The sequence below is a fragment of the Streptomyces chattanoogensis genome, assembly GCF_001294335.1.
Lineage (GTDB): Bacteria > Actinomycetota > Actinomycetes > Streptomycetales > Streptomycetaceae > Streptomyces > Streptomyces chattanoogensis.
The window spans coordinates 20,967-45,565 of record NZ_LGKG01000013.1; the positions used below are offsets into that span (position 1 = coordinate 20,967).

Genomic DNA, 24,599 nt, shown 5'->3' on the forward strand with positions numbered 1-24,599 from the left:
CCGGGCCGGGCGGCCCGTCAGGCGCTAGGCGAAGACAACCGTCCGGCTGCCGTTCAGCAGCACCCGGTGCTCGCTGTGCCACTTCACGGCCCGCGCCAGCGCCTGGCACTCCACGTCCCGGCCGATCGCCACGAGCTGGTCGGGCCTGACGTCGTGCCCGACGCGCTCGACCTCCTGCTCGATGATCGGGCCCTCGTCGAGATCGGCGGTCACGTAATGCGCGGTGGCCCCGATGAGCTTCACCCCGCGCGCATGCGCCTGGTGGTAGGGCTTGGCGCCCTTGAAGCTCGGGAGGAAGGAGTGGTGGATGTTGATGATCCGGCCGGAGAGCGCCTTGCAGAGGTCGTCGGAGAGGACCTGCATATAGCGCGCCAGCACCACCAGCTCGACCTGCTCCTCGCGCACCAACTCCAGCAGCTGCGCTTCGGCCTCGGGCTTGTTGTCGCGGCTGACCGGGATGTGGTGGAAGGGGATGTCGTACGAGCCGACCAGCTCGGCGAAGTCGGTGTGGTTGGAGACCACACCCGCGATCTCCACCGGCAGCGCGCCGATCCGGGAACGGAAGAGCAGATCGTTGAGGCAGTGCCCGAACTTGGACACCATCAGGATGATCCGCATCTTCTCGTCGGCCCGGTGGATCTGCCAGTCCATCGCGAACGAGTCGCCCACCGCCGAGAAGCTGGCCCGCAGCTTCTCCAGGTCCACCGAGGCGTCCGCGCCGAAGTGGACCCGCATGAAGAACAGCCCGGTGTCACGGTCGCCGAACTGCTGGCTGTCCTCGATGTTGCAGCCGGTGATGAAGAGGTAGCTGGACACGGCGTGCACGATCCCCTGCTTGTCGGGGCAGGACAGCGTGAGGACGTACTGATCGCTCCGGTCGCGGCGGCCGGACGGCTGGGTGGGCTGGGACTCGTTCATGACCTCATAGGGTCGCACACCTGCGGGGATGCTCAGGCCGGCGCGTCCGCCGTACCGGTCATGATGGCCAGCACCTCCAGCGAGTGCGGCGGGACGTCGGGGTCCTCGCCGTCCGCCACGGCCAGCCGCAGATGCGCCTCCCGGGCCGCCCGTACGGCCTCCGGCCAGGCCTGATGCTCCATGTACGCGGCGACCGGGGCGTCCGCGCCGACCTGGTGCATGATCCGCAGCACGCTCAGCACGGCGGCGTCGACCAGCTGCGCCTCCTGGGCGTCGCGGAAGACCGTGCCGAGGTATTTGTCGGCGGACCAGTTGTCCAGCCAGGTGTCCTCGACGAGCCGGTAGACGGCATCGGTGACGTCTCCGTACCCGGGGTGGCCGGCCAGCCAGGTCTCCTGCTGGAAGACGGGGTCGGAGAGCATGTGCAGCGCGGAGCGCACATTGCGGCGCCAGCGCCACCACGGCATGTCGTTGAGTGGCATACCGCCCATGGTGGTCGAGCGGCGGCCGCGACGGGAAGACTTCTCCGAACCTTGCACAGTATTCGATCGTACGTTCCTCGACGATGATCTCCCCAGGGCCCCCGGAGTTCACCTCCACGTCACCAACCGTTGCCGTGACGTCACTCATCCGTTGTAGGCGGAACGGAAGGGTGGTGCGCCATGACCGGACGGCGACGCTCCTCCCCCCGCCCCTTTTCCCATGCTCCCGCGGTCGCGATCGCCTCGGCGGTGGCATGTACGGCGGTCATCGCGTCGCTGCTCTCCGGCTGCGGCTCCCTCCCCGGGTCGGGGGATCCCGGGGAGAAGGAGCCGGTCACCGTCATGACCTGGGCGCCCGAGGGCACCAAGGCGACCAATATGCCGGGCATGCCGGCCATGGCGCAGGCCTACGCCCGGTGGGTCAACTCCCGCGGCGGTATCCGCGGCCATCGCCTGCGGGTGCTCACCTGCAACGAACGCAACGACACGGTGGCCGCCGCACAGTGCGCCCAGCGTGCGGTGGACCGGGGTGCGGTCGCGGTCGTCGGCTCCTACAGCCAGTTCGGCCGCTCGTTCATGTCGCCGCTGGAGGTCAAGGGCGTCCCGTTCATCGGCGGTTACGGCGCCTCCGACGAGGAGTTCGAAAGCCCCCTCTCCTACCCGGTGAACGGCGGCCAGGCCTCCCTTCTCGCCGGAAACGGGCGGCAGTTGGCGGGCAACTGCACGCGCGTCGCCCTGGTGCGGCCGGACACCATCTCGGGCGACCAGATGCCGTCGCTGCTCAACTCCGGTCTGCACAACGGCCATCGGCGATCGGCCGAGGACATCAAGGCGCCCGAGGACGGCACCGACTACACGCCACAGGTGACCGCCGCCTTGGACCGGGTGGGCGCGGACCCGGCGGTCCACGGCACCGCGGCGAACGGCGGCAAGGCGCCCGGCTCGTGTGTGACCGCCATGCTCGGCGACCACACGGACGCGTTCTTCGACTCCTTCCGGCGGCTCCAGGAGGACAGCCCCCGGGTGCATGTCGCCTCCGTCCTGGGCAGCGTCAGCCAGTCGCTGGTGAACCGTACGGGCGGCCGGTCGGGCCCGCTGGAGGGCGCGTATCTCACCGGCTGGTACCCGGTCGCGAGCGATCCCCGCTGGCAGCCGATGCGCAAGGTCATCAACGACTTCGCCTTCGGCGACAACCGCATCGACCCGGCCGACCAGGGCGTCCAGACCACCTGGATCGCCTATACGGTGCTGCGCGCGCTGATCGAGCAGCTCGACGACGCGGGCGTCGAGGAGATCACCCCGCACGCCCTGCAGACCACCCTGGACGACGGCGAACGCGCCATCGGCACCGGAGGCCTGACCCCGAAGCTGCGCTGGCGCGAGACCGACATGCTCGCCGTCCAGAACTTCCCGCGCATAGTGAACGGGATGGTGACCTATCAGGTCGTACGGGACGGGGAGCTGGTCGCCGCGCAGGACGGCTTCGTGAATGTGACGAGGACACTGGAGCGGCGGGACACGGACGGCGAGGGCTGAGCGCGTCCGCAGTGCGGCAAGGGCCGGACGCATCCGCCGAGCGGGGCCGGGCGGCCGGTGAGCCGCCCGGCCCGGCCGTTCACAGCGCGGTCGGCTGACGCGCCGTCAGGTGGTACTGCTGGGCGATCGGGTTCCAGATCCTGGCCGCCTGCTGCTTGGCCTTGGTCGCCGCGCCGCTGGCCGCGACACCCTGGACGTACTGCCGGGTGTTCCGGGCCTTGCCCTTGTGGCAGCCCTTCTTGCCGCCCACCTGGCCGGCCCAGGCCGCGAAGTGGTTGTCCGCGGCGGCCGAGGACTGCCAGGCCTTGGTCAGCGCGGCGGTCAGCTGCGCATGGTTCGGGATCTTGTCGACGGGCAGCTGCTGGAGCCGTGTCACCAGGTCGTTGCGCTGCTTGGCCGCGTCCCGCAGATCCTTGGCCGCGCCGCCGAGGTTGTCGCAGGAGCCGATGTTGCGGACGGCGTTGACCACGGAGGTACGGCTGTTGCCGCTGTCGCCGAGCAGCGCGTCCAGCCCCTTGGCCTGCGCCTCGGCCGGGTCGGCGGACGGCTTGGGCTGCGTCTTCTCCTTCGCCGGCTTGGTGGTGCCGGTGTCCTTCTTCTTCGCGGTGTCGTCGTCGCTGCCGCCGCTGAGCATCCAGCCGACGCCGAGACCGACGCCCAGCAGCGCGACGATGACCACGCCGATGACCGCGGCGGCGGGCACCCGGCGACGGCCGCCCCGGTCGTCGTCGTACGGCTGGTCGTAGGGCTGGTCATAGCCCTGCTGCTCGTAGCCCTGCTGGCCGTATCCCTGGCCGTACGGCTGCCGGCCCGGGTCCTCGAAGCGCGGCAGCTGCGCGGTGGCGTCCGGTGCGGCGGGCGCGCCCGGCACCCCCGGCCCGTCACGGAACAGGCCCTCGAACTCGGCGGGGGTCGGACGGTCCTCCGGCGCACCGGGACGGATCCCGAACGGTGCGCCGGGCGGCGGAGCCGGCGTCCCCGCGCCGACCGGGGAGATCAGCTGGGTGGCCTCGGAGTCGCCCGGCGGGGCGGCGCCGGGCATCGGCTGGGACTGCGGCTGCGGCATGGGCTGGGCCTGGCCGCCCGGCCCCTGGGCCTGCGGCTTGATCACCCGCAGCATGGTCGTGGACTCGCCGGGCGATTCCGGCTTCGCGGCCGCCTGGGGCGGCAGCGGCGCGCCCGCCCGGTCGGCTATCGGGGATATCAGCGCGGTCGCGTCCGCGTCGCCCTCGGTGGGCGGCAGCGGGGCGCCGGCCTGCGGGGTCGCGCGCACCAGCTCCCCGGACCGCTCGGGCTGGGGCTGCGGGGGCTGCTGACGGTAGGGCTGCGGTGGGGGCGCCTGCTTCTCCAGGGAGAAGGGCCGGGGCTCCGGCTGGGGCTGCGAGACCGGGGGCTGGGGCGGGGCCTGCTGGGCTTGCGGGGCCTGCTGGCCGTATGGCTGCGGCTGCGGAGCCTGCTGCCCGTACGGTTCCGGCTGCGGCTGACCGCCGTACGGCTGCGGCTGACCGGCTCCGTACGGGCCCCCGGGCGGCAGCGGAGCGGCCGGGGGCTGCTGCGGCGGCAGGGGCGGCTGCCCCTGAGGCGGCGGGAAGGCCTCGCCCTGCGGCGGGAGCGCCTGCTGGGGCTGGGGCGCGTAGCCCTGGCCGGGGGCCTGGTCGTACCCCTGCGGCTGGGCGGGAGGCTGACCGCCCTGCTGGCCGGGCCCCCAGGGCTGGCCCCACGGCTGGCCGGCCGGCGGCGCGGCCTGGTGGTCGGGAACCCACGGCTCACCGTTGGCGGGCAGCACAATGCCCTCTCGCGCGGGGCCGGCCGCAGAATTCTGCGGGTCGTGCCCCTGTCCGCTCTGCGTCACCGGGACTCCTACCATCGTGCAACCTACGAAACCGTCGGCTCACGCTACCGGGTCGCAGCAACGTTCGACCACGAGCCCTGGTCACCACCCCGCCGGCCCCTGGCCGCATCGGGCGGGACGGACCATCCGCCCCGCCCCGCCGCCGGTCAGGCCGCCGCGGCCCGCAGCTCTATCCGTGCGCTGAATTCCCGTACGACCGGTTCGTCCCGGTACGGCTCGAGGCGCAGCCGGAAGTCCTCCAGATACTCCGCGCCCCGGTCCGAACGCAGCCCGCCGAGCAGCTCCACGGCCTGGGTGCCCGTATGACAGGCCTGCTCGATCTCGCGCTGCTGCACCTGCGCACCGGCCAGCAGCACCAGCCCGATGGCGCGGCGCCGCGCCCGGCTCTCCGGGTGTCCGTCCAGCGCCTCCTGGGCCCGCTGCATGGCCGGGCCCGGCTGCCCCAGGTCCCGGTGGCAGTGGGCGAGTTCATCAGCGAGATACGCCTGGTCGAAGTGGCCGATCCAGGCCGGGTCGTCGCCCGAGTCACCGTCCGCCGCGGCGCGTTCCATCGCCGCGAGCGCCCGGCCCGCCACCGCCTGGAAGGCCCGGCCGTCGCCCATCAGGGCGTGCCCGCGCGCCTCCGCCGCGTAGAACATCGCCTCCGCCCGCGGTGTGACATGCCCGCGCGCGCCCTCCTGCGCGGCCCGCGCGAGCTGGGCGATCTCCCGCGGATTGCCGAGCGAGGCGGCGAGATGGCTCATGCTCGCGGCCAGCACATAGCCGCCGTAACCGCGGTCGCCGGCCGCCTGCGCCAGCCGCAGCGCCTGGATGTAGTAGCGCTGCGCCAGGCCCGGCTGCCCGGTGTCGACGGCCATGTAGCCGCCGAGCTCCGTCAGCCGGGCGACGGCGGCGAAGAGTTCACGCCCCACGGACTCGCGGTACGAGCCCGCCAGCAGCCCGGAGACGACGCTGTTGAGGTAGTGCACCACGACCGGCCGGACGTGTCCCGCCCCGAAACGGTGGTCGAGATCGCTGAGCGCCGCGGTCATGGCCCGCACCGCCGCCACGTCCGCCATCCCCACCCGGGCCCCCGCGCTCCGCGCGACCTGGGTGTCCGCGCCGGTGATCAGCCAGTCGCGGCTCGGCTCCACCAGGGCGGAGGCCGCCACCGTGGAGCCGCTGAGGAAGTCGCGCCGCCCGACGTCGCTGCGCCACAGCTCACAGACCTGCTCGATCGCCCCGAGGACGGTCGGGGAGAACTGGAGCCCCACCCCGGACGCGAGATTCTTGCCGTCGGCCATCCCGATCTCGTCGATGGTGACCGTACGCCCCAGTTTCCGGCCCAGCGCCTCCGCGATGACGGCCGGGGCACGGCCGCGCGGCTGCTGCCCACGCAGCCACCGGGCCACGGAGGTCTTGTCGTACCGCAGGTCGAGTCCGTGCTCCGCACCGCACATGTTGACGCGGCGGGCGAGCCCGGCATTGGAGCAGGCGGCTTCCTGGATCAGCGCCTGCAGCCTCTCATTGGGCTGCCGCGCGACTAGTGGCCTGGCGGCCATGCTGTACCCCCTGTGCTGCTGCGCGTTCACCGTCGAACGCCGTTCCCCGTGATCAATTCCCCAGACATATGCCGGATATCCGAGACATCCCGGATACCTGAGCAGACATCCTGGATGTGCGCGATGCGGGCGATGCCAGATGCGTCCGGGTGTGCGGTGCCGGTGCGCGGTGCTGGTCCACAGGACGGCGCGGGAGCCGGCCCATGGGGACGCAATTCCGGGACATCCCGGGGCGTTTCGGAGCGGAGAATGGCGCGCGGTGCCCGTGAGCGGATCACGACGACGCCATGGCCCGGACTCTCCGGTGCGCACCGCGGACCGCCGCGTGGGCGGCCTCTCCGCCCGTCACGCAGGTGGCTACCCGCTCCCCGGTGGATCGCCGCATATGCGCCCCCGCCCATGCACCCATGCGCCCCAGGTGCAAGAACGATGCGCCGGGGGTGTCCCCCATTCGGCCGTAACCCTTGGTGACAAGCGAAGTTGTCCAGGGCGTGGAAGAGACCATAGGAGTCACAGGAGCCCCGTCGATCCCCCAGCAGCGCGGCGAGCAGCTACTCGAGACCGCGGTGCGTTACGCGGAAGAGCGGCATTGGGATGTGTTCGCCGGCGCATGGCTGGAGCACGACGGGGACACCCCGCGCTGCTCGTGCAACGCCGCCGACTGCACCGCGCCGGGCGCGCACGCCATAGCGCCGGGCTGGGCCGGACAGGCCAGCGGCAGCGCCACGGCCGTGCGCCGGATGTGGACCAAGCACCCGCACGCATCGATCCTGCTGCCGACGGGGCGCGCCTTCGAAGCGCTCGACGTACCCGAGATCTCGGGCTGCCTGGCGCTGGCCCGTATGGAGCGGATGGAGCTGCCGCTCGGCCCGGTCACCCGCACCCCCGACCGCCGCATGCTCTTCCTCGTCCTGCCCGGCGCCTCGGCGAAGGTGCCGGATCTGATCCGGAATCTGGGCTGGCCGCCGGCCGCGCTGGATCTGATCTGCCGCGGCGAGGGCGAGTACATCGCCGCCCCGCCGACCCGGATGGCGCCGCACGGCTCGGTGCAGTGGGTGCGCCGCCCCACCGCCACCAACCGCTGGCTGCCGGACGCGGAGGATCTGATCAGCCCGCTGGCGTACGCGTGCGGGCGGGACGCGAAGCTCCGGGGGCGCTGAGGTCCGGCCGGCGCTCGGTCCGGCCGGCGCCGAACGCGCGGCCCGGAGCGGCGGTGTCAGTGGCCGCCCGTATCGTGGGGGCGTCGGGCGGGGGCCGTGACCGGGGCCCCTGCGGGGACGTCGGAAGGCGGGGCCGGTGGCCAACGAACCGGAGCGGAGCGGGCCTGTGGGGCCCCAGGACGGCAAGGAGCGGACCGCCGGGGCCGCCGCGGAGGCCACTGACGCCGGTCCGCCGCCCGCCGTCCGCATCCAGGGCCTGTGGAAGAAGTTCGGCGAGCAGGTCGCCGTCTCCGGCATCGATCTGACCCTCCCCGCGGGCCGCTTCATCGGCCTGGTCGGCCCCAATGGCGCGGGCAAGACGACCACGCTGTCGATGGTGACGGGGCTGCTGCGGCCGGATGCCGGGCAGGTCGAGATCGGCGGCCATGACGTCTGGCGGGACCCGGTCGCCGTCAAGTCCCGCATCGGCGTGCTTCCCGAGGGACTGCGCCTGTTCGAGCGGCTCGCCGGCCGCGAACTCCTCGCCTATACAGGGCGCTTGCGCGGCCTCCCCGGCGACGAGGTCGACAAGCGGGCCGACCAGCTGCTGGACGTACTGGACCTCTCCGGCGCCCGGAACAAACTGGTCGTCGACTACTCCACGGGTATGCGCAAGAAGATCGGCCTGGCCGCGGCGCTGCTCCACAACCCCGAAATCCTCTTTCTCGACGAGCCCTTCGAGGGCGTCGACCCGGTGTCGGCGCAGACCATCCGGGGCGTCCTGGAGCGCTACACCTCCTCCGGGGCGACGGTGATCTTCTCCAGCCATGTGATGGAGCTGGTGGAGTCGCTCTGCGACTGGGTCGCGGTGATGGCCGCCGGCCGGATCCGCGCGGACGGCCCGCTGGAGCGGGTGCGCGGCGATGCGTCCTCCCTGCAGGAGGCCTTCCTCGGACTCGTCGGCGCGAGCGACCGCGGCGCGGACCAGAATCTGGACTGGCTGGGCGGCGGCACCCGATGACCACCGAATCCCCGGCCGCCCCCTCCCTGACCCCCGTCTTCCTACGCCTCAAGCTCTCGCTGCTGCGCAACGGCCTGCGCCAGTCGACGGGCCGCGCCCTCGCCTACGTCGCCTCCATCGTCGTCGGCCTGCTGTGTGCGGCCGGCGTCGCCGTGGGCCTGATCGCGCTGCGCGGCAACGCCCACGCCGGCGCCCTGGCCGTTCTCCTCACCGGCATCCTCACCCTCGGCTGGGCGGTGATGCCGCTGTTCTTCCCCTCCGGGGACGAGACCCTGGACCCGACGCGGCTGGTCATGCTGCCGCTGCGCCCGCGCCCGCTGATCGTTTCGCTTCTGGCGGCGTCGCTGGTCGGTATCGGCCCGGTCTTCACACTGGCGCTGGTCACCGGTTCGGTGATCATGCTCGCCCACGGCACGGCCGCCGCGGTCGCCGGCGTACTGGCCGTCGTCCTGGTGGTGCTGGTCTGCGTGTCCCTGGCACGCGCGGTCGCCACCGCTTCCGTACGGCTGCTGACCAGCCGCCGCGGCCGCGATCTCGCCGTACTGAGCGGCCTGTTCGTCGCGATCGGCGCACAGGGCGTCAACATCGCCGCCCAGAGGCTCGGACGGCCGGACGGCCTGTCCGTGCTGGAACCGCTGGGCGAGGTGCTGCGCTGGGTGCCGCCGGCCTCCGCGATCGGCGCGGTGGACGACGCGGGCCGGGGCGCGTACGGGCGCGCGGCGGCGGGTCTGGCGCTCACCGCACTGACCCTGGCTCTCCTCCTCCACTGGTGGCAGCGCACGCTGACCACTCTGATGACCTCCCCCGACGCCTCCACGCTCCAGGCCGTCGAGAAGGACAGCGCACGGGGGTCCGGTGCCGGTGACCGGGGGCTCGCCCGCCTCCTGCCCGGCGGGCGCACCGGCACGGTGATGCTCCGTACGCTGCGCTACGCCTGGCGCGACCCGAAGTCCAAGATGGCCTGGGCCACGGCGCTCGCCATCGGTCTCCTGGTCCCGATCGTGTCGTCGGTCCAGGGCAGGGGCAGCATCTACACCGCCTTCTCGGCGTCCGCGCTGCTCGGCATGCAGATGTACAACCAGTTCGGCCAGGACACCTCGGCCTTCTGGATGGTCGCCTCGGCCATCGCCACCCCGCGCGACGCCTATGAGGAGCTCCGCGCCCGCGCGCTGACGCTGGCCCTGGTGGCCGTGCCCTATGTGACGCTGGTCGTCATCGGCACCGCGGCCTTCATCGGTCCCTGGTCGGCCTTCCTCGAGGTGTACGGCCTTTCGCTGGCCCTGCTGGGCACGCTGCTGGCCACCGGCGCGGTCACCTCGGCGCTCTTCCCGTACTCCATCCCCTCCGAGGGCAACAAGAACGTCGCCCCGGGGCAAGGCGCGATCGCCTGGTTCAGTCTGTTCGGCGGGTTCCTGGTGGGCGTCGTGCTGTGCCTGCCTCTGCTGGGCCTGACGATCTGGCTCCATGTGGCGGGTCTGCACGGCCTGTTGTGGGTGCTGCTGCCGGTCGGCGCGGTCTACGGGCTCGGCGTGGCGGAAGCGGGACTGCGGGTGGCGGCGCCCCGGGTGGCGGGGCGGCTGCCGGAGATCCTGGCGGCGGTCAGCAAGGGGTGAGCATGACGGCGGCCGCCGCCCGGGGTGCGGGCGGCGGCCGGGGAGTGCACCGGGGGTCAGACCTTGGTGAAGCACCTCGTGTAGTGGGTGTGCCGCCCAGTGGTCGTGATGGAGGTGGTGTACGGGGCCCCGCAACTCTCGCCGCCGTACACCGTCTTGCCGTACTTGTACTGGGCTTCCGCGGAATCACAGCCGACGATCGTCACCTCCGGACTGTCGTCCGGGCCCGTGATCTTGACGCAGTCGCCTGCCTTCGGGTTGTGCTTCTTGTCGTACGCCTCGTCCGCGGCGGCCGAGGCGGACGCCGCGGCCTCCGCCTTGGCCTTGCCGCCGTGGGGGTTGGTGTTGTAGTCCCAGATGTACCAGCCCACGCCGACGACGACGGCCAGGACGATGATGACGCCGCGCAGTCGCTGCAACAGAGTCGGCTGCGGGCGCTGGGGCCGCTGCGGGCCGCGCGGCGGCTGCGGCTGGCCGTACTGCTGCTGCGGCGGGGCTTGCTGATACCCGTACGGCTGCTGCGGGGGCTGCTGGTATCCGTACGGCTGCTGCGGCTGGTTCTGGTAGGGCGGCGGTGCGGACACGGCTTTACTCCCCCATGGTTGACTGCGTGAACGAAGGTCAATGCGATGTTGACCGGTGCAGGGTACCGTCCGGCCTCTCTCCGCCGGTCAGTGGTCCCGTTGCATGGACCTCCACGCCAGTGCCCCGGCCGTGCCGGGGAGTTGTCCACAGGGTTCCGCGCGGTTCCGGCGTGAGCGGTAGCGTCATGGGAACGGACGAACGACGGGGCGGTGGAGCGATGCAGCGAGCCGGATCGGTGCTGGCGGCGGGATGGCTGGCGGTGCCCGATGCGCCGGGTGCCCCGCTGCCGCGGATGCTGGCGCTCGTCATCGGGCCGGCCCTGCTGCTTGCGGCCGTGGGGCTGCTGCTGCGCCGCCGGGCGCGGCTGCGCGGCGAGTTCGCCGCCCCCTTCGCCCTGCCGCGCTCGGTCTTCGACGCCGCGCACGGCGCCGACGAGGCCGGGCTCCGGGAGCGCGCCGCCGAAGAGGTCGTACGGCTCGGTGAGGAGTCCCGCACGGCCGGGGGCGAGCCGGCGGGCGTCGAACGCGCTTTGGAGGCCTGTGCCGCGGCGGGCACGGTCCTGGACGACGCCCGCGGAGTCCCGGATCTGGCGGGCGTGTTCGCGCTGATAGCCGAGGGCCGCGCGGCGCTGTCCGGGACCCCTGTTGCGCTGCCGCTGTGTTTCTTCCATCCGCTGCACGGCCCCGCCGCCCGCCGCATACCCTGGCGCGCGCCCGGCCGCCATGAGCTCCAGCGGGTGGCCGCGTGCGAGACCTGCATACGGGCGATACGGACCCGCCGCGCGCCGGAGGTCCTCGTCGACCGGCGGGACGGCCGGCCGGTCCCGTACTTCGAGGTGCCCGCCGAGGAAAGCCTCTGGGCGGCCACCGGGTACGGCTCGCTGCTCGGCGGTGACTCCCTCGCCGCCCGCGTCCAGCGAGGGGAATTCACACGGACGTTGACATAGCGGGATGACCTGGCGGGAGGGGGCACGTCCGGAGTGGTCAGACCGCGTCCGGAGTGGTCAGACCGCGGGGAGCCCGTAGATCTCGTCGCCGTGGGTGACCAGCAGCCGCTGCCCGGAGGCGGTGATATGCCACTCCTCCATTCTTTCGGTGTTGTCGTTGTAGTGCCAACGGGCCTTGCCGGTCCGCGGATCGAGGGCGAAGATGCCGCCTTCGTCGTCGTACGACGCGCCGTAGAGGGTGTCGCCGACGAGGACGAACTCCGTGGGCGCCCGGCGCGCGCCGGGGTCCTCGCACAGCCACCGCTTCTTGCCGCGTACGGGGTCCACGGCCCAGACACCGCCGCTGTGGTCCGCGGCGTAGAGGACGCCGCCGACGACCATGGGCTGGTAGAAGCTGCGGCGCCCGCCGGAGGGCAGCGACCAGGCGGGCTTGCCGGTGTCGAGGTGCACCGCACGCAGCCGGTCGCCGCCGAGGAAGATCCGCTTGGCGTGCACGGCCGGACGCCAGGCGATGTCGTCGCCGATCTTCTGCGTCCACAGCTGGCGGCCGGTCGCCGTATCGCGCACCGTGACATTGCGGCGGGCATCGGTGTAGACGAGCCGCCCGTCCGCGACGACGCCTTCGAGGTCGTAGTCCTTGGTGCCCTTGTCCCGCGGCTTCTGCCATTCCGGTTTGCCGGTACGGATGTCGATGGCGGCGATCGCCGTGAGATGGACCCTGATGTCCTCGGTGCGCACCGAGGCGATGACATAGATGCGCTGCTCATCGGCGGCGAGGATCTCCTCGACCGTCAGTTTGCCGCCCAGCCTGCTGCGCCAGGCCTCCTTGCCGGTGTCCGGGTCGAGGCCGATGACATCGCCGTCGTACTCCGTGCTGACGAAGAAGAGCTTGCCGGCGGCGAGGATCAGCGGGGCGCCCGCGGGCGCGACTTCCTTGCGGGTCCATTTCCGCTTGCCGGTGACGGCGTCCCGGGCGACCAGAGGATCGCCGCTGGCCAGCAGCAGACCGTTGTGGGCCAGCAGTGGGCGGCCGGTGGCGAGGCTGTCCGTCTCGGCGGTGCGGTGCCACAGGACCTGCGGGGCGGTGCCGGGCGGCGGCGTGCTGAACGTCTCCTGCGGCGTGCCCGGTGCCTTGCCGTCACCGGCCGCGCCCTTGCCCGCGTTCCGGTCCTTGTCCTTGCCCCCGAACGCCCAGACGCCTGCCCCGCCGACGACCCCGACACCGACCGCGGCGCCCGCGGCCAGCCCGAGGAAGCGGCGGCGGGAGGGAGCGACGGCCGGGGCGGCGGCGGTCGCGCCGGGGACGTCCGCCACGGTGGCCCCGGCACCGGCCGTCGGCGCCGCCGTGGCCTTCGGCACGCCCAGCACATACGTGGGCGCGGTCCCGAACCCGCCCTGCCCGGCGGCCGGAGGCGTCGCGGGCGCAGCGGGCGTCCCCGGTGCACCGGGCGCGGCGACGGCGGGCGTGCCGTGCTCCGGCGTCTCCAGGTCCAGAATGCGCGCCGCATGTGTGGCGATGGTCGAGGAGACCGCCCCCGGCAGCCAGTTGGCGAACACCGCTTCCGTCCCCTGCGGCGCCAGCGTCTCCAGTACCTGCTGCGGCGTGGGCCGCCCCGCCGGTTCCCGGTGCAGACAGGAGGCGATGAGCTCGTGCAGCTGCTCCGGTACGCCCGTCAGGTCCGGCTCGCCGTGGACGACCTGGTAGAGGACGGCGGCCGGGGTGGTGTCCCCGTAGGCCGTGTGGCCGGTGGCGGCATAGGCGAGGACGGCACCGAGCGCGAAGACGTCACCGGCGGTGCCGACCTGCTGCCCGAGCGCCTGCTCCGGCGGGATATAGCCGGGCGAGCCGACGACCACGCCGGTCTGGGTCATCCGGTCGCCGTCGACGGCACGCGCGATGCCGAAGTCGATGACCCGGGGGCCGTCGGCGGCCAGCAGCACATTGGACGGTTTGAGGTCGCGGTGCACCAGCCCGACGGCATGGATCTCGGTGAGCGCCGCGGCCAGCCCGGCTCCGAGGGCGCGCACGCTGTCTTCGGGCAAGGCCCCGTGGCCGTCGACCACTTCGGTCAGCGAGGGGCCGAGGACGAAGGCGGTGGCGAGCCAGGGCAGCGCGGCGTCCGTGTCGGCGTCGACGACGGGGGCCGTATAGCGGCCGGACACCGCCCGCGCGATCTCGGCCTCCTGCCGGAACCGCCCCCGGAACGCCGTGTCCTGGGCCAGATCCGGCCGTACGACCTTGACCGCGACCGTACGCCCGCCCGTCGACCGCGCCAGATAGACCCGGCCCATGCCGCCGGCGCCGATCCGGCCCAGCAGGCGGTACGGCCCGAGGGACTGCGGGTCATCCGGAAGCAACGGGTCCATCTCGGTCTCCCCCATCGAGCGAACGTGGCACGACGCTGCGCACACTCCGCAAGGGCTGCGGGACGGCCGGGCCAGGACGCCGCATCGTAACGTCGCGCTTCCGGAGGCCACTTGCCGAGGTCCGGTGGGCGGCGAGTGCGCGAGACGGCATTGCCGCCGGGCGAGTCGTACGGCGCGCGGCGCGCGCGTCAGTCCAAAGGCGTGCCCGTGGCCGTGGCCGTGCGGAGGAACGGTTCGATGGCGCGGCACCAGGCGTCGGGCTGTTCCCAGGGGAGCAGATGGCCGGCGTCGGGGATTTCGGCGTACTCGCCGCGCGGCAGCACCCGGACCATCTCCTGGGCCTCGGCGCGGCCCAGCTCGGCGTCCAGGCCGCGGACGACGAGGGCCGGGCACCGCACCTGCGCCAGCTCCTCCCAGTGCGCGTCGTACACCCAGGTCTCGCGTGCCCGGAGCATCTGACGGCGTGAGAAGACCGGCCGCCAGCCGTCGGCCCGTTCCGCCATCACCTCCGCGAAGAACTCCCCGCGGACCGGCCTGGGCCGCTCCAGCGTCGGGTCGTCCTCGCCGAACCACTTACGGACATCGGCGAGCGTGGCGAACGGGACCGGCCAGGAGCGGAACCACTCCGTCCATTCGTGCTGCGAGGCCCCGCCCAGGGCCGAGGCCCGCATGTCGCAGATGACCAGCGCGCTCACCAGATCCGGCCGCCGGGCCGCGACCTGCCATGCCGTCAGGGCGCCCATGGCATGTCCGATCAGGGCGACCGGGGCCAGCTCGAGCTGCTCGATGGCCGCAATGGCGTCATCGACATAGGCCTCCCGGTCGTACGGCCCCTCCCCCGGCTTCTCGCTGCGGCCGTGGCCGCGCTGATCGAGGCCGACCGGGCGGTGGCGTGCGCTGAGCCGGCGGGCGGTGTCCGCCCAGTGCGCCGCGCGGCCCATCAGGCCGTGGAGCATCAGCACGCCCGGGCCGCGCGCGGCCCCCTCCGCCCCGCCGTTCTTGGGCGGATCGGTGAACTCCCAGGCAGCGAGCCGTACCCCGCCGGCCCCTGCCACATCGATGCGTCGCACCATCTGCCCCGGCACCCCCATTCGTCCTTGGTGAGCCCCACACCCACACTATCGAACCTTTATTCGAACGCACCGTTCTCGGCCCCAACACCCCTCGTTCGAGTGACCTCGCCCAAGGATTGACCGCGCCCGGCGGGGGGAGACATGTGCCGGGAGGCGGGCCCTACCGGGAAGGGGGCCCGTGGGGCAGCAAGACCCTGGGAGCTCGGGGCTCCGGGTCTTGGCGGGGGGACATGGGGAGGCAGGGCCCCGGCTGCTCGCAGCGCCGGGGCCCTGGCCGTCCCAGGACACAGCTGTCCGACGCATCCGAGCCCCTCCCCACCCCGGAGAGCCGACACTCCGCACCCGGGCAACGCCTCATGCCGACATATGCCACCGCGTCAGCGCCAGCGTGGCACGACACCGGCCGAATCGCACGGGTTCCCACAAGTTCGTTCAACGCACAAACAGTTGACGAGCCCGCCGACGGCGCATCGGCGCAGCTCAGCGGGCTCGTGGGGAAAAGCAAAAGACTGCTTCAAAACGAAGCACGGGGAGGGCGGGGAAGCGGGAGGCCGGCCCCGGCACCCCGGACGGCCTCAGCGCTTGGCGACGAACACGTGCGAGGCGATATCGGCATGCAGCTCGGCGGCCTCACCGCTGCTGCCGACCAGCACCCCGGCCGGCGACTCCGTCACGCTCACCACGGCGCCCGGCTGCACACCGGCCCGCCGCAGGGTGTACATCAGCTGGGCGTCGGCCTGGATCGGCTCGCCGATACGGCGCACCACGACCGTCTTCCCGTCGCTCCCGGGGTCCAGATCCATCAGGCTCACCATCCCGGCGTCCAGGAACGGATCGGCCTCGGCCTTCTCGCCCAGCTCCTCCAGGCCCGGGATGGGGTTGCCGTACGGCGATTCCGTCGGATGCCGCAGCAGCTCCACGACGCGGCGCTCGACCGCCTCGCTCATCACATGCTCCCAGCGGCAGGCCTCGGCGTGCACCTGCTCCCACTCCAGCCCGATGACGTCGACGAGCAGGCACTCGGCGAGGCGGTGCTTGCGCATCACCCGCGTCGCCAGCCGGCGGCCCTCCTCCGTCAGCTCCAGATGACGGTCGCCCGCGACCGTCAGCAGGCCGTCTCGCTCCATGCGCGCGACGGTCTGGCTGACCGTCGGGCCGCTCTGTTCGAGCCGCTCCGCGATGCGGGCGCGCATGGGGACCACACCTTCCTCTTCCAGTTCGAGGATGGTGCGGAGATACATCTCCGTGGTGTCGATCAGTCCGGACATGCGTGCCCCTCGATGTGTGGTGCGGTGGCCCTGAACTCAATTCTGACGCATCCCACCGACAACGGTGCCGTCCCGTCCGCACACCGGACGTGCACCGGCGCGCACCGGGCCCCGCGCACCGAGGTGCGCCCGTGTTGACACGGCGCTGGTCCAGACCGCAACGTGATCCGCGCCACGACCGCCGCGCCCGGCCCACCGACCTGCCCGGACGCGGGATGCCGTCGTGTGCGGCTGCGCGAGGGGATCCGGCGACGTCCGGTGACATCCGACGAGAGGGGACCGCGGCAATGCCCGAGACCGACCGAAGTGACCAACTGGCCGGGGAGTTCTTCGACGCCGCGATCGGCCTGCTGCGGCGGGTACGGGACGGGTCGGGCGACCGGATCACCGCCGCCGGGCAGCTGATCGCCGACACCGTCGAGGCGGGCGGGCGGGTGTTCTCCTTCGGCGCCGGGCACTCCTCGCTGCCCGCCCAGGACACCGTCTACCGGGCGGGCGGCCTGGCCGTCATGAACCTGCTGTCGGTCCCCGGGGTCGTCGGCGTGGACGTGCGGCCCGCGACGCTCGGCAGCGCCCTGGAGCGGGTCGACGGACTCGCCGCGGCCGTCCTGGACACCAGCCCGCTGGAGCCCGGCGACGTACTGGTGATCATCTCGCTCTCCGGGCGCAATGCGCTGCCGGTGGAGATGGCGATGAACGCACGGGCGCTCGGCATCAAGGTCATCGGCGTGACATCGGTGGCGTACGCGGAGGGCACCACGTCCCGGCACGCCTCGGGCAGCTTCCTCAAGGACCACTGCGACATCGTCCTGGACAGCGCGATCACGGTCGGCGACGCCGAACTGACCGCGCCGGGCATCGGTGCGCCGTTCGCCCCCGCCTCCACCGTCGTCACCAGCGCGATCATGCAGGCCATGGTGGCCACGGCCGCGGGGGCGCTCGCCGAACGGGGCATCGAACCGCCGCTGCTGCGCTCCGGGAACGTCGACGGCGGGCACGACTGGAACGCCCGGGTGATGAGCGACTACGCGGACCGGATCTTCTACCGGCAGTAGCGGAGTCGTGTCCGCTCAGCCGCCCGCCGCGCCGCTCCCCGCGCCCGCCAGGTCCAGCGCCGCCGCGATGCGGGCCGCGACCTCCTCGGCGTAGTCCGCGTCCGCACGGTCGAAGGGGCGGCGCGAGGGCACCCGCAGGAACGTCACGACGCCCAGCGTCCGGCCGCGGCTGCGCAGGACCACGCACAGGCCGTGCACCGTGCCGTCCGGCCATTTGCGGGCGGCCGCCCAGTCGTCGGCCGCGCCCGGCCCCGCGCTGGTGCGCACCGATCCGCGCCGCTCGTACGCCTGGGCCGCCGGATGGCCCGGCGGGTACGCCATCGGGATGCCGGTCGCCGGGAAGGCCTCGGCGGGCCCCGGCGCCCCGGCCGGGGAGGCCAGTGCGCGCACCAGCCGTGGCGTCCGCCCGGCCGCGGAGGCGGGCCGCGGACAGCGGTCCCCGTCCTCGGCCCCGTCCCTGTCCCTGTCCCCGTCCATGTCCGCGGCCTCCTCCAGCGCTCTGTACGGCGCCGCCGCCGGGACCGGCGCGAGGTCCACCAGGCCGTGATCGGCGAACCCCGCCAGGGCGAAATCCAGGTGGACGGCGGCGGCCTCGGCCGGGTCCGGGCACTCCGCGGCTGCCCGTCCGGCACGGTGCAGCTGGTGGGCGCGGAACCGCAGCAGGGAGCCGTCCTGTTCGGCGCGCTTGACATCCGTCACGTCCTGGAAGAGCCAGGCGGCGCCGAGCGGCACCGGCTCCTCGGCCAGCGGCGACGCCAGCCGGACGAATCCGCCGCGCCAGCACCGGCGCGCCCGGCCGGCGTCCTCCGAGCGCAGCGTCACCCACAGCTCGGCGGCGGCCGGCGGCGCGCCCTCGGCGAGGACATGCTGCAGTGCGCCCTCCAGCTCCTCCACGCCCTGCGTCAGCAGATCGCCCAGCGGGCATCCCAGCAGGGCCGTACGCCCGACCCCCAGGGCGCGGGCCGCGTGGGCGTTCAGGACGGCGAGCCGCAGGTCGGCGTCCACCAGGACCACGCCCCAGGAACCGTCGTCGAACAGCGCCTCGCTGAGCGCGATGGAACGCTCCAGGTCGAGCTGGGCGTGCACCTCGCTGAAGGCGCAGTACACCCCGCCCGCCCGGCCGCCGGGCCCGCGGACCGCCGAGATCTGGGTACGGACCAGGACCCGGCGGCCGTCCTTGGTCAACAGGGCGAATTCGCGCACCTGGCGGCCCGGGGAGCGCATCGCGGCCGTGAGCACCGCCTGGATCTCGTCGGCGTCCTCCTTGCGGGCCGCCCAGCCCGCCAGACCGCGGCGGCCGACCGCCTCGGCCGCGGTCCAGCCCAGGATGTGCTCGGCCTCGTGGTTCCAGTGGGTGAGCGTGCCGTCGGGCCCGAAGGCGGCGAGGGCCGCGTCCATGCCGTCCAGGAGCGCGGTGAGCAGAGCGGAGTCGTCGGATCCGTCGCTCTCGTCGGCCGGCCGGGCGGAGGATGACGCGGACGAGGCAGAAGAAGCTGACGAAGCGGTCACTGGCACCCCTTAGGAACACCGCTCGAGACCACGGCTCATTTACGCCGCCGCACGTGCTGTACCTCGCCTTATTCAACTGGAACGTGACTCAGCACACACCCGATTCACGGAAATCGTTGTGTGCGGGAAATTCGGTTGTCCGGGGCCGGGCGGCTGCCTAACGTGTGGGGCACACGAGAAGGGAGGTGGTTCGGCCAATGATCAAGTACCGGACGCGTGAGGTGGCTGCGGGCTAGCGGCCCGTCGCTTCACCGAAGTGCGGTGCCGGACCCGCGCACACCAGGAACGCTGGTGCGCAGCCGGCCCAATTCCCAGCAGTCACCCGACCCGCGGGCCGCCGGTTCGTCCGACCGGCCCTTCGCGCCACCGAGCGCGGAGGACACGGCCCGCGGGTCGTCTGCGTGCGCGCCCGGTCACGGGCAGCTGCCCGGTTACGGGGCGTACGCCGGCCGCGCCTCAGGGCGCCAGCCGCTCCACCCGCCAGCCGTCGGCGGGCGCGTCGTGGACGTACCGCAGCCGGTCGTGCAGCCGGTTGAGGCGGCCCTGCCAGAACTCCACCGCCTCGGCGACGACCCGGTACCCGCCCCAGTGCGGCGGCGCCGGGACCTGCTCCCCTTCGGGGTAGCGGGCCGCCAACTCCTCGTAGGCATGCTCCAGTTCGGCGCGCGAGGTGACGACGGCGGACTGGTCGCTGGCCCAGGCGCCCAGCTGGGAGCCGTGCGGGCGGGTGCGGAAGTAGGCGGCGGTCTCGTCGCGGCCGATGCGTTCCGCGGTGCCGCTCACGATCACCTGGCGGGCGAGCGGATGCCAGGGGAACAGCAGCGAGACATGGGGATTTTCCGCCAGTTCGCGGCCTTTGCGGCTGGTGTAGTTGGTGTAGAAGACGAAGCCGCGGTCGTTGAACGCCTTCAGGAGGACGGTTCTTGAACTCGGCCGGCCGTCGGGCCCGACCGTCGAGACGACCATCGCGTTCGGCTCGTGCAGACCGGCCGCGACCGCTTCCTTGAACCAGCGCGCGAACTGACCGTACGGATCGGCCGCGAGATCGGCTTCGGCGAGTCCCTCGGCGCGGTAGTGCGCGCGCATGGGTGACGGGTCGGGGGTCTCGTAAAAGGGCGCGTCGGCAGGGTGCACGGCCTCATCTTGCAGCATCGGGTCCGCCCGGGGCAGCCGGAAGGGGCGGAAGTCTGCCCGCCGTCGACCGCACGTAACCCTCTCGTCAGAGAATCGACCAGTGTGCCGGATGTCACGCCGCCCGGCAGGTGACGAACCGGCCAAAATCGCGGGCCCGCCCACTGTGGCCTGTGGACATCGGCGGCTATCGTGTCCGGCCTGAAGGGACGCGCAGCCATGCACCGCGCGCCCTGAAGAAAGAGACCGAACACCACAGCACCACACCGACGCACCACACGCACCGTGCCCGCCCGCGGCCCGACCCACCGCGAGCGGCACCCCCGCGTGACCCATGCCCTGGCGGGGCATCACCGGGGCGACCGGTACGGACCGCGAGCTGCCCGCGCAGCCGCGTAACCGCGCCGCCGCCCGTACCAGAGTCGACTGCACGGCATCCGGTCCCAGGCCGAGTGCCGTCCCCATTCATGAGGAGCCGCCTGATGTCCGACTTCGTACCCGGACTTGAGGGAGTCGTCGCGTTCGAGACGGAGATCGCCGAACCGGACAAGGAAGGCGGCGCGCTGCGCTATCGCGGCGTCGACATCGAGGATCTCGTCGGTCAGGTGTCCTTCGGGAACGTCTGGGGGCTGCTGGTCGACGGGGCGTTCAACCCCGGTCTGCCGCCGGCCGAGCCGTTCCCGATCCCGGTGCACTCGGGTGACATCCGCGTCGATGTGCAGTCCGCACTGGCCATGCTCGCGCCCGTGTGGGGCCTGAAACCGCTCCTGGACATCGACGAGGCGGAGGCCCGCGACAACCTCGCCCGAGCGGCCGTCATGGCGCTGTCGTACGTTGCCCAGTCGGCGCGCGGCCAGGGCCTGCCGATGGTGCCGCAGCGGGAGATCGACAAGGCGGAGACCGTCGTGGAGCGCTTCATGAAGCGCTGGCGCGGCGAGCCCGACCCCCGGCACGTCAAGGCCGTCGACGCCTACTGGACCTCGGCCGCCGAGCACGGCATGAACGCCTCCACCTTCACCGCCCGGGTCATCGCCTCCACCGGCGCCGATGTCGCGGCCGCGCTCTCCGGTGCGGTCGGCGCGATGTCCGGCCCGCTGCACGGCGGCGCGCCGTCCCGCGTCCTCGGCATGATCGAGGAGATCGAGCGCACCGGTGACGCCACCGCGTACGTCAAGAAGGCCCTGGACCGCGGCGAGCGGCTGATGGGCTTCGGGCACCGCGTCTACCGCGCCGAGGACCCGCGTGCGCGTGTGCTGCGGCGCACCGCAAAGGAGCTGGGTGCGCCGCGCTTCGAGGTCGCCGAGGCGCTGGAGAAGGCCGCGCTGGAGGAGCTGCACAACCGCCGCCCGGACCGGGTGCTGGCCACCAACGTCGAGTTCTGGGCCGCCATCACCCTGGACTTCGCCGAGGTCCCGGCCCACATGTTCACCTCGATGTTCACCTGCGCCCGTACGGCCGGCTGGAGCGCCCACATCCTGGAGCAGAAGCGCACCGGCCGCCTCGTGCGCCCCTCGGCCCGCTATGTGGGCCCCGCGGCCCGCAACCCGCGCGAGATCGAGGGATACGAGGACATCGCCGCCGGCACGCGCTGATCCGTTCGGCCGCGGGGCTCGGGGGCTGTCAGAGCTTGCCCTCGAGCTCCACGCTGCGGTGTCCGCCGAGGCGCCGGGTGAGTTCCGCGACGAATTCGGGTCGCAGGGCGTCCCAGTTCCAGAAGGCGAACCCGAGGTGGCCGAAGGCGAAGTGGTCGTCCGCCCATATCCACCGGTGCACGGGGGCCGAGGTGCCGCACGACGGGCAGCGCACGGGCGCGGGGTCCTCGGACCCGGCCCAGGTCTGGACGGCTTCCGCGAACAGGCCCCAGGCCTCGTCGTCCAGGTCCCGGTCCTCGTCCATCAGCTCGACCCGCGCCGAGCAGTGCGGGCAGGTCACGGCCTCGGGATCGCCCTGGCCGGCGTCGAAAACCGTCCGGCCGACATGCAGGGACAGCCCGAGGGCCCGGTCGGGATCGCCGCGGAACGCCTTCCCGCACTGCGGTCCGGGTGCATAGCCGTCGCCCTCGATGTCGAACGCGGGCGCGCTGGGCTCGGGCTCCACGATGCCCTCCGCCACCAGCCAGCTCAGCACCTCCGCCGCGAGCCGTGGTGCGTCCTCCGCCGTGGCGTCGACGTCCACGACGGTGTCGAAGTAGTCCCCCATGATCCCCTGTGCCCCCGCCCGTTGTCCCCGTTCCTCACCGTCACGGAAAACGATACGGACGGCCACTGACAATCCCGCGGCCCGGCCGCCTGCCCGCCGGGCGCGGACGGTCGGCCCGTCCGCGGCCGGGGCGCGGACCCCCGCCGTGGGTCTCCGCGCGAATCCGTCGCCGAGACGTCAGTCGAGGTCCTTCGAGTAGTCGGTCGTGACGCAGCCCTCGATCTCGGCCTCGTCGGTCGAGCTGCTCGCCGGTGCCTTGAAGTCCGGGGCGCAGTTGAGGAACACCAGACCGGCCTTGAGGAGCAGCCGCCGCTGGTCGTCGCTGCTCGGGTCGACGGCGAAGTCGTCGCCGATCATGAGGTCGTCCTGTTCGCCCTCGTCCTTCTTGACGGCGTTCTGGAAGGCCTCCATGTCCTCGACGGTCAGGAAGTCGACGTCACCGCCGCCGCCCGCCGGGTCGTCGCATTCGCCGCCGCCGTTGATGCCCGTCATCCCCATGGCGTTGGCCTGCTGCACCTCGCGGGGCGAGGCGAAGTCGATGCCCTCGCAGCTGAGCGTCGACTTGAGGAACTGCCCGGCGTCCTCCGGCGAACCCGCGGAGGGCAGACCGCCACAGGCGGAAACCGATGCCAGGGCGAAGAGGGTCCCGACGATGGCAAGTGATCGGTGGAATCGCATGACGTTCCTTTGCAGATGAGGCTTCGAGCCGAACGCACCGGCCGGATGCGGCGGCGCCTCGGCCGCGAGGGTGAAGAAAGCCATCTGCTCTCCCCCGTTCCCCCCGCCGAGAGCGATTGACCGGGACATGATAGGCGGAGTCGCAGGTCGGAGGAGGCACGGTTTTCGATGCCGGGCTGCCCGTGATACGGCGTCAGGTCCGGTCGGGGCCGGGGGCGTCCACGCCTCCGGCCGACGGCCTCAGGGGTTCAGCACCCCGTCAATGATCTTCGCCCACTGCTCCACGACCCGGTCCCGGCGGGCCGAGTCGTCCGTCAGCAGATTGGCCAGGCCCAGCCCCCGCGCCATGTCCAGCAGCCCCTGGACGGTTTCCCGTACGCCGGGCACCGTCTCGTCGGCCTCCAGCAGCGCCACCGCCGTACGGTGCGCCTCCCGCCCGACCCGAGCCTCCAGGGCCGTGACGCGGTCGCGCAGCTGTTCCTCGTCGGAGGCGGCCACCCACAGATGGAGCGCGGCCCGGAACAGCGGTCCCGTGTAGAGACCGACCAGCTCCTCGACGATGATCCAGGTGCGGGCGATCGATCCGGCCGGCGGCAGGTTGTGCGCGACGGCCTTCAGCGCACCCTGCCGCTTCTCCGCGACATGCTCGACGGCCGCCGTGAAGAGGTCCTCCCGGGTGCGGAAGTGATGCTGGGCCGCACCCCGCGACACCCCCGCCCGTTCCGCCACCACGGCGACCGTACTGCCGCTCCAGCCGCGCTCCGCCAGGCAGGAGACGGCCGCCTCCAGGAGCTTGAGCCGGGTGGCCCGGCTGCGTTCCTGCTGGGGCTGCTTGGGGCCGCGGGCCGGGGTCAGCGCACCCATGCCGGGGCCCGTCGCTCCAGGAAGGCGGTCATGCCCTCGTGTGCCTCGGCGGAGCCGAAGAGCCGCGCGGACTGTTCGGCGAGCGCGTCGGTGTCGCGGTCGAAGGTGCGCAGCACCTCGGCGGTGACCAGCTTCTTCGACTCGGCCAGCCCCTGTGGCGAGCCTTTCCGCAGCCCCTCCAGTACGGGATCGAGCCCGGCGTCCACATCGTCCGCCGCCAGCGTCACCAGCCCGATCCGGGCCGCCTCCGCCGCGCCGAACTTCTCCCCGGTGAGGTAGTAGCGGCCGGCGGCGCGCGGGTCCAGCCGCGGCAGCAGCGGCATCGAGATCACGGCGGGCGCGAGCCCGAGCCGCGCCTCGGTGAAGGCGAACGTCGCCTCCGGTCCGGCCACCGAGATGTCGCAGGCGCCGAGCAGTCCCAGCCCCCCGGCCCGGACATGTCCGGTGACCCGGGCGACGACGGGCCGGGGCAGCTCCACGATGGCGCGCAGCAGCCGGGCCAGCCCCAGCGGCCCGTCCTTCGCCGTGCCGGAGGTGGCCTCGGACAGATCCGCACCGGCGCAGAACGTGCCGCCCATGTGCGTGAGCACCACGGCGCGGGTGCCGTCGTCGGCCGCGGCGTCCGCGAGCCCGCGGTGGAGTTCGGCCACCAGGCGGGCGGAGAGCGCATTGCGGTTGTGCGGCGAGTTCAGGGTGAGGGTGGTGATACCGCGCTGGTGGGAGCGGGTGACGAGGGGGGCGGCGGGTGCCCCGGTCGTTTCGGAGGATGTCTCGGTCATCGTTACGTCGAGCTCCTTTCCCTGGCGCGCGGTCCGCGCCGCA

21 protein-coding genes are annotated in these 24,599 nt (G+C 72.8%); 7 read left to right on the forward strand and 14 right to left on the reverse strand.

Annotated features, from left to right (window positions below; all coding sequences use genetic code 11):
* Positions 1-24 precede the first annotated feature (24 nt).
* Positions 25-918, reverse strand: a complete 894-nt coding sequence (gene purU / locus ADL29_RS04290; RefSeq protein WP_046926465.1) for a formyltetrahydrofolate deformylase — start codon at positions 916-918, stop codon at positions 25-27.
* A 32-nt stretch (positions 919-950) separates the two neighbouring features.
* Complete coding sequence (locus ADL29_RS04295) at positions 951-1,409, reverse strand: SCO4402 family protein (RefSeq protein WP_053922422.1); 459 nt, start codon at positions 1,407-1,409, stop codon at positions 951-953.
* A 171-nt stretch (positions 1,410-1,580) separates the two neighbouring features.
* Here ADL29_RS04295 and ADL29_RS04300 point away from each other — a divergent pair, with 171 nt between their 5' ends.
* Entirely contained in the window at positions 1,581-2,936 is a 1,356-nt protein-coding gene (locus ADL29_RS04300; RefSeq protein ID WP_053922423.1) for an ABC transporter substrate-binding protein, read from the forward strand.
* 79 nt (positions 2,937-3,015) lie between these two features.
* Here ADL29_RS04300 and ADL29_RS04305 read toward each other — a convergent pair whose 3' ends face one another.
* Together ADL29_RS04305 and ADL29_RS04310 are read right to left on the reverse strand one after the other, a co-directional pair.
* Positions 3,016-4,788, reverse strand: a complete 1,773-nt coding sequence (locus tag ADL29_RS04305) for a hypothetical protein (protein WP_078970729.1) — start codon at positions 4,786-4,788, stop codon at positions 3,016-3,018.
* 146 nt (positions 4,789-4,934) lie between these two features.
* The gene (locus ADL29_RS04310) at positions 4,935-6,329 is read right to left on the reverse strand and encodes an NsdA family TPR-like regulatory protein (protein ID WP_053922425.1); all 1,395 of its coding nucleotides are present in this window, start codon (positions 6,327-6,329) and stop codon (positions 4,935-4,937) included.
* A gap of 491 nt (positions 6,330-6,820) precedes the next feature.
* On the opposite strand from ADL29_RS04310, the gene ADL29_RS04315 reads away from it, so the two are divergent.
* The 3 genes from ADL29_RS04315 to ADL29_RS04325 all read left to right on the forward strand — a co-directional run bounded on the left by ADL29_RS04315 (position 6,821) and on the right by ADL29_RS04325 (position 10,102).
* A complete protein-coding gene (locus ADL29_RS04315; protein ID WP_078970730.1) occupies positions 6,821-7,489 on the forward strand; it encodes a bifunctional DNA primase/polymerase in 669 nt (222 codons plus the stop codon).
* Between the two features lie 136 nt (positions 7,490-7,625).
* Positions 7,626-8,489 carry an ABC transporter ATP-binding protein gene (locus ADL29_RS04320; RefSeq protein ID WP_107094890.1) on the forward strand — a complete coding sequence of 288 codons (864 nt, stop codon included), beginning with the start codon at positions 7,626-7,628 and terminating at the stop codon, positions 8,487-8,489.
* Complete coding sequence (locus tag ADL29_RS04325) at positions 8,486-10,102, forward strand: GumC domain-containing protein (protein WP_053922427.1); 1,617 nt, start codon at positions 8,486-8,488, stop codon at positions 10,100-10,102. The genes ADL29_RS04320 and ADL29_RS04325 overlap by 4 nt, the downstream gene beginning before the upstream one ends.
* 56 nt (positions 10,103-10,158) lie before the next feature.
* Here the strand turns inward: ADL29_RS04325 and ADL29_RS04330 are convergent, their stop codons facing one another.
* Positions 10,159-10,686 carry an LppU/SCO3897 family protein gene (locus ADL29_RS04330; RefSeq protein ID WP_053922428.1) on the reverse strand — a complete coding sequence of 176 codons (528 nt, stop codon included), beginning with the start codon at positions 10,684-10,686 and terminating at the stop codon, positions 10,159-10,161.
* Between the two features lie 218 nt (positions 10,687-10,904).
* Between ADL29_RS04330 and ADL29_RS04335 the strand changes: the two genes are divergently transcribed.
* A complete protein-coding gene (locus ADL29_RS04335) occupies positions 10,905-11,633 on the forward strand; it encodes a hypothetical protein (RefSeq protein WP_245689133.1) in 729 nt (242 codons plus the stop codon).
* 57 nt (positions 11,634-11,690) lie between these two features.
* Here the strand turns inward: ADL29_RS04335 and ADL29_RS04340 are convergent, their stop codons facing one another.
* The 3 genes from ADL29_RS04340 to ADL29_RS04350 form a co-directional block, all read right to left on the reverse strand.
* Positions 11,691-14,015 carry a serine/threonine-protein kinase gene (locus ADL29_RS04340; protein WP_245689134.1) on the reverse strand — a complete coding sequence of 775 codons (2,325 nt, stop codon included), beginning with the start codon at positions 14,013-14,015 and terminating at the stop codon, positions 11,691-11,693.
* A gap of 173 nt (positions 14,016-14,188) precedes the next feature.
* On the reverse strand, positions 14,189-15,073 hold the full coding sequence (locus ADL29_RS04345; protein WP_053922608.1) for an alpha/beta fold hydrolase: 885 nt from the start codon (positions 15,071-15,073) through the stop codon (positions 14,189-14,191).
* Positions 15,074-15,648: 575 nt separating this feature from the next.
* On the reverse strand, positions 15,649-16,341 hold the full coding sequence (locus ADL29_RS04350; protein ID WP_046926474.1) for an iron-dependent transcriptional repressor DtxR: 693 nt from the start codon (positions 16,339-16,341) through the stop codon (positions 15,649-15,651).
* 287 nt (positions 16,342-16,628) lie between these two features.
* Here ADL29_RS04350 and ADL29_RS04355 point away from each other — a divergent pair, with 287 nt between their 5' ends.
* The gene (locus ADL29_RS04355; RefSeq protein ID WP_053922429.1) at positions 16,629-17,396 is read left to right on the forward strand and encodes an SIS domain-containing protein; all 768 of its coding nucleotides are present in this window, start codon (positions 16,629-16,631) and stop codon (positions 17,394-17,396) included.
* Between the two features lie 15 nt (positions 17,397-17,411).
* On the opposite strand, the gene ADL29_RS04360 is transcribed toward ADL29_RS04355, so the two are convergent.
* Entirely contained in the window at positions 17,412-18,794 is a 1,383-nt protein-coding gene (locus tag ADL29_RS04360; RefSeq protein ID WP_425424203.1) for a PAS domain-containing protein, read from the reverse strand.
* A gap of 567 nt (positions 18,795-19,361) precedes the next feature.
* The gene (gene pdxH / locus ADL29_RS04365; RefSeq protein ID WP_211274249.1) at positions 19,362-20,057 is read right to left on the reverse strand and encodes a pyridoxamine 5'-phosphate oxidase; all 696 of its coding nucleotides are present in this window, start codon (positions 20,055-20,057) and stop codon (positions 19,362-19,364) included.
* 461 nt (positions 20,058-20,518) lie between these two features.
* On the opposite strand from pdxH, the gene ADL29_RS04370 reads away from it, so the two are divergent.
* The gene (locus ADL29_RS04370) at positions 20,519-21,628 is read left to right on the forward strand and encodes a citrate synthase 2 (RefSeq protein WP_046926477.1); all 1,110 of its coding nucleotides are present in this window, start codon (positions 20,519-20,521) and stop codon (positions 21,626-21,628) included.
* Positions 21,629-21,656: 28 nt separating this feature from the next.
* Here ADL29_RS04370 and ADL29_RS04375 read toward each other — a convergent pair whose 3' ends face one another.
* From ADL29_RS04375 to ADL29_RS04390, 4 genes are all read right to left on the reverse strand, one after another.
* On the reverse strand, positions 21,657-22,235 hold the full coding sequence (locus ADL29_RS04375; RefSeq protein WP_053922431.1) for a hypothetical protein: 579 nt from the start codon (positions 22,233-22,235) through the stop codon (positions 21,657-21,659).
* Between the two features lie 177 nt (positions 22,236-22,412).
* The gene (locus ADL29_RS04380; protein WP_052687105.1) at positions 22,413-22,997 is read right to left on the reverse strand and encodes a hypothetical protein; all 585 of its coding nucleotides are present in this window, start codon (positions 22,995-22,997) and stop codon (positions 22,413-22,415) included.
* 156 nt (positions 22,998-23,153) lie between these two features.
* Complete coding sequence (locus ADL29_RS04385) at positions 23,154-23,777, reverse strand: TetR/AcrR family transcriptional regulator (protein ID WP_053922432.1); 624 nt, start codon at positions 23,775-23,777, stop codon at positions 23,154-23,156.
* Positions 23,765-24,556, reverse strand: coding sequence for an enoyl-CoA hydratase family protein (locus ADL29_RS04390; protein WP_053922433.1), 792 nt, complete (start codon positions 24,554-24,556; stop codon positions 23,765-23,767). The genes ADL29_RS04385 and ADL29_RS04390 overlap by 13 nt, the downstream gene beginning before the upstream one ends.
* Between the last annotated feature and the right edge of the window lie 43 nt (positions 24,557-24,599).

Bases quoted from the DNA above. Each gene is read 5' to 3' on its own strand.
- purU (WP_046926465.1), bottom strand. From the start codon at position 918: ATGAACGAGTCCCAGCCCACCCAGCCGTCCGGCCGCCGCGACCGGAGC.
- ADL29_RS04295 (WP_053922422.1), bottom strand. From the start codon at position 1,409: ATGGGCGGTATGCCACTCAACGACATGCCGTGGTGGCGCTGGCGCCGC.
- ADL29_RS04300 (WP_053922423.1), top strand. From the start codon at position 1,581: ATGACCGGACGGCGACGCTCCTCCCCCCGCCCCTTTTCCCATGCTCCC.
- ADL29_RS04310 (WP_053922425.1), bottom strand. From the start codon at position 6,329: ATGGCCGCCAGGCCACTAGTCGCGCGGCAGCCCAATGAGAGGCTGCAG.
- ADL29_RS04325 (WP_053922427.1), top strand. From the start codon at position 8,486: ATGACCACCGAATCCCCGGCCGCCCCCTCCCTGACCCCCGTCTTCCTA.
- ADL29_RS04335 (WP_245689133.1), top strand. From the start codon at position 10,905: ATGCAGCGAGCCGGATCGGTGCTGGCGGCGGGATGGCTGGCGGTGCCC.
- ADL29_RS04340 (WP_245689134.1), bottom strand. From the start codon at position 14,015: ATGGGGGAGACCGAGATGGACCCGTTGCTTCCGGATGACCCGCAGTCC.
- ADL29_RS04345 (WP_053922608.1), bottom strand. From the start codon at position 15,073: ATGGTGCGACGCATCGATGTGGCAGGGGCCGGCGGGGTACGGCTCGCT.
- ADL29_RS04350 (WP_046926474.1), bottom strand. From the start codon at position 16,341: ATGTCCGGACTGATCGACACCACGGAGATGTATCTCCGCACCATCCTC.
- ADL29_RS04355 (WP_053922429.1), top strand. From the start codon at position 16,629: ATGCCCGAGACCGACCGAAGTGACCAACTGGCCGGGGAGTTCTTCGAC.
- ADL29_RS04360 (WP_425424203.1), bottom strand. From the start codon at position 18,794: ATGGACGCGGCCCTCGCCGCCTTCGGGCCCGACGGCACGCTCACCCAC.
- pdxH (WP_211274249.1), bottom strand. From the start codon at position 20,057: ATGCTGCAAGATGAGGCCGTGCACCCTGCCGACGCGCCCTTTTACGAG.
- ADL29_RS04370 (WP_046926477.1), top strand. From the start codon at position 20,519: ATGTCCGACTTCGTACCCGGACTTGAGGGAGTCGTCGCGTTCGAGACG.
- ADL29_RS04375 (WP_053922431.1), bottom strand. From the start codon at position 22,235: ATGGGGGACTACTTCGACACCGTCGTGGACGTCGACGCCACGGCGGAG.
- ADL29_RS04380 (WP_052687105.1), bottom strand. From the start codon at position 22,997: ATGGCTTTCTTCACCCTCGCGGCCGAGGCGCCGCCGCATCCGGCCGGT.
- ADL29_RS04385 (WP_053922432.1), bottom strand. From the start codon at position 23,777: ATGGGTGCGCTGACCCCGGCCCGCGGCCCCAAGCAGCCCCAGCAGGAA.
- ADL29_RS04390 (WP_053922433.1), bottom strand. From the start codon at position 24,556: ATGACCGAGACATCCTCCGAAACGACCGGGGCACCCGCCGCCCCCCTC.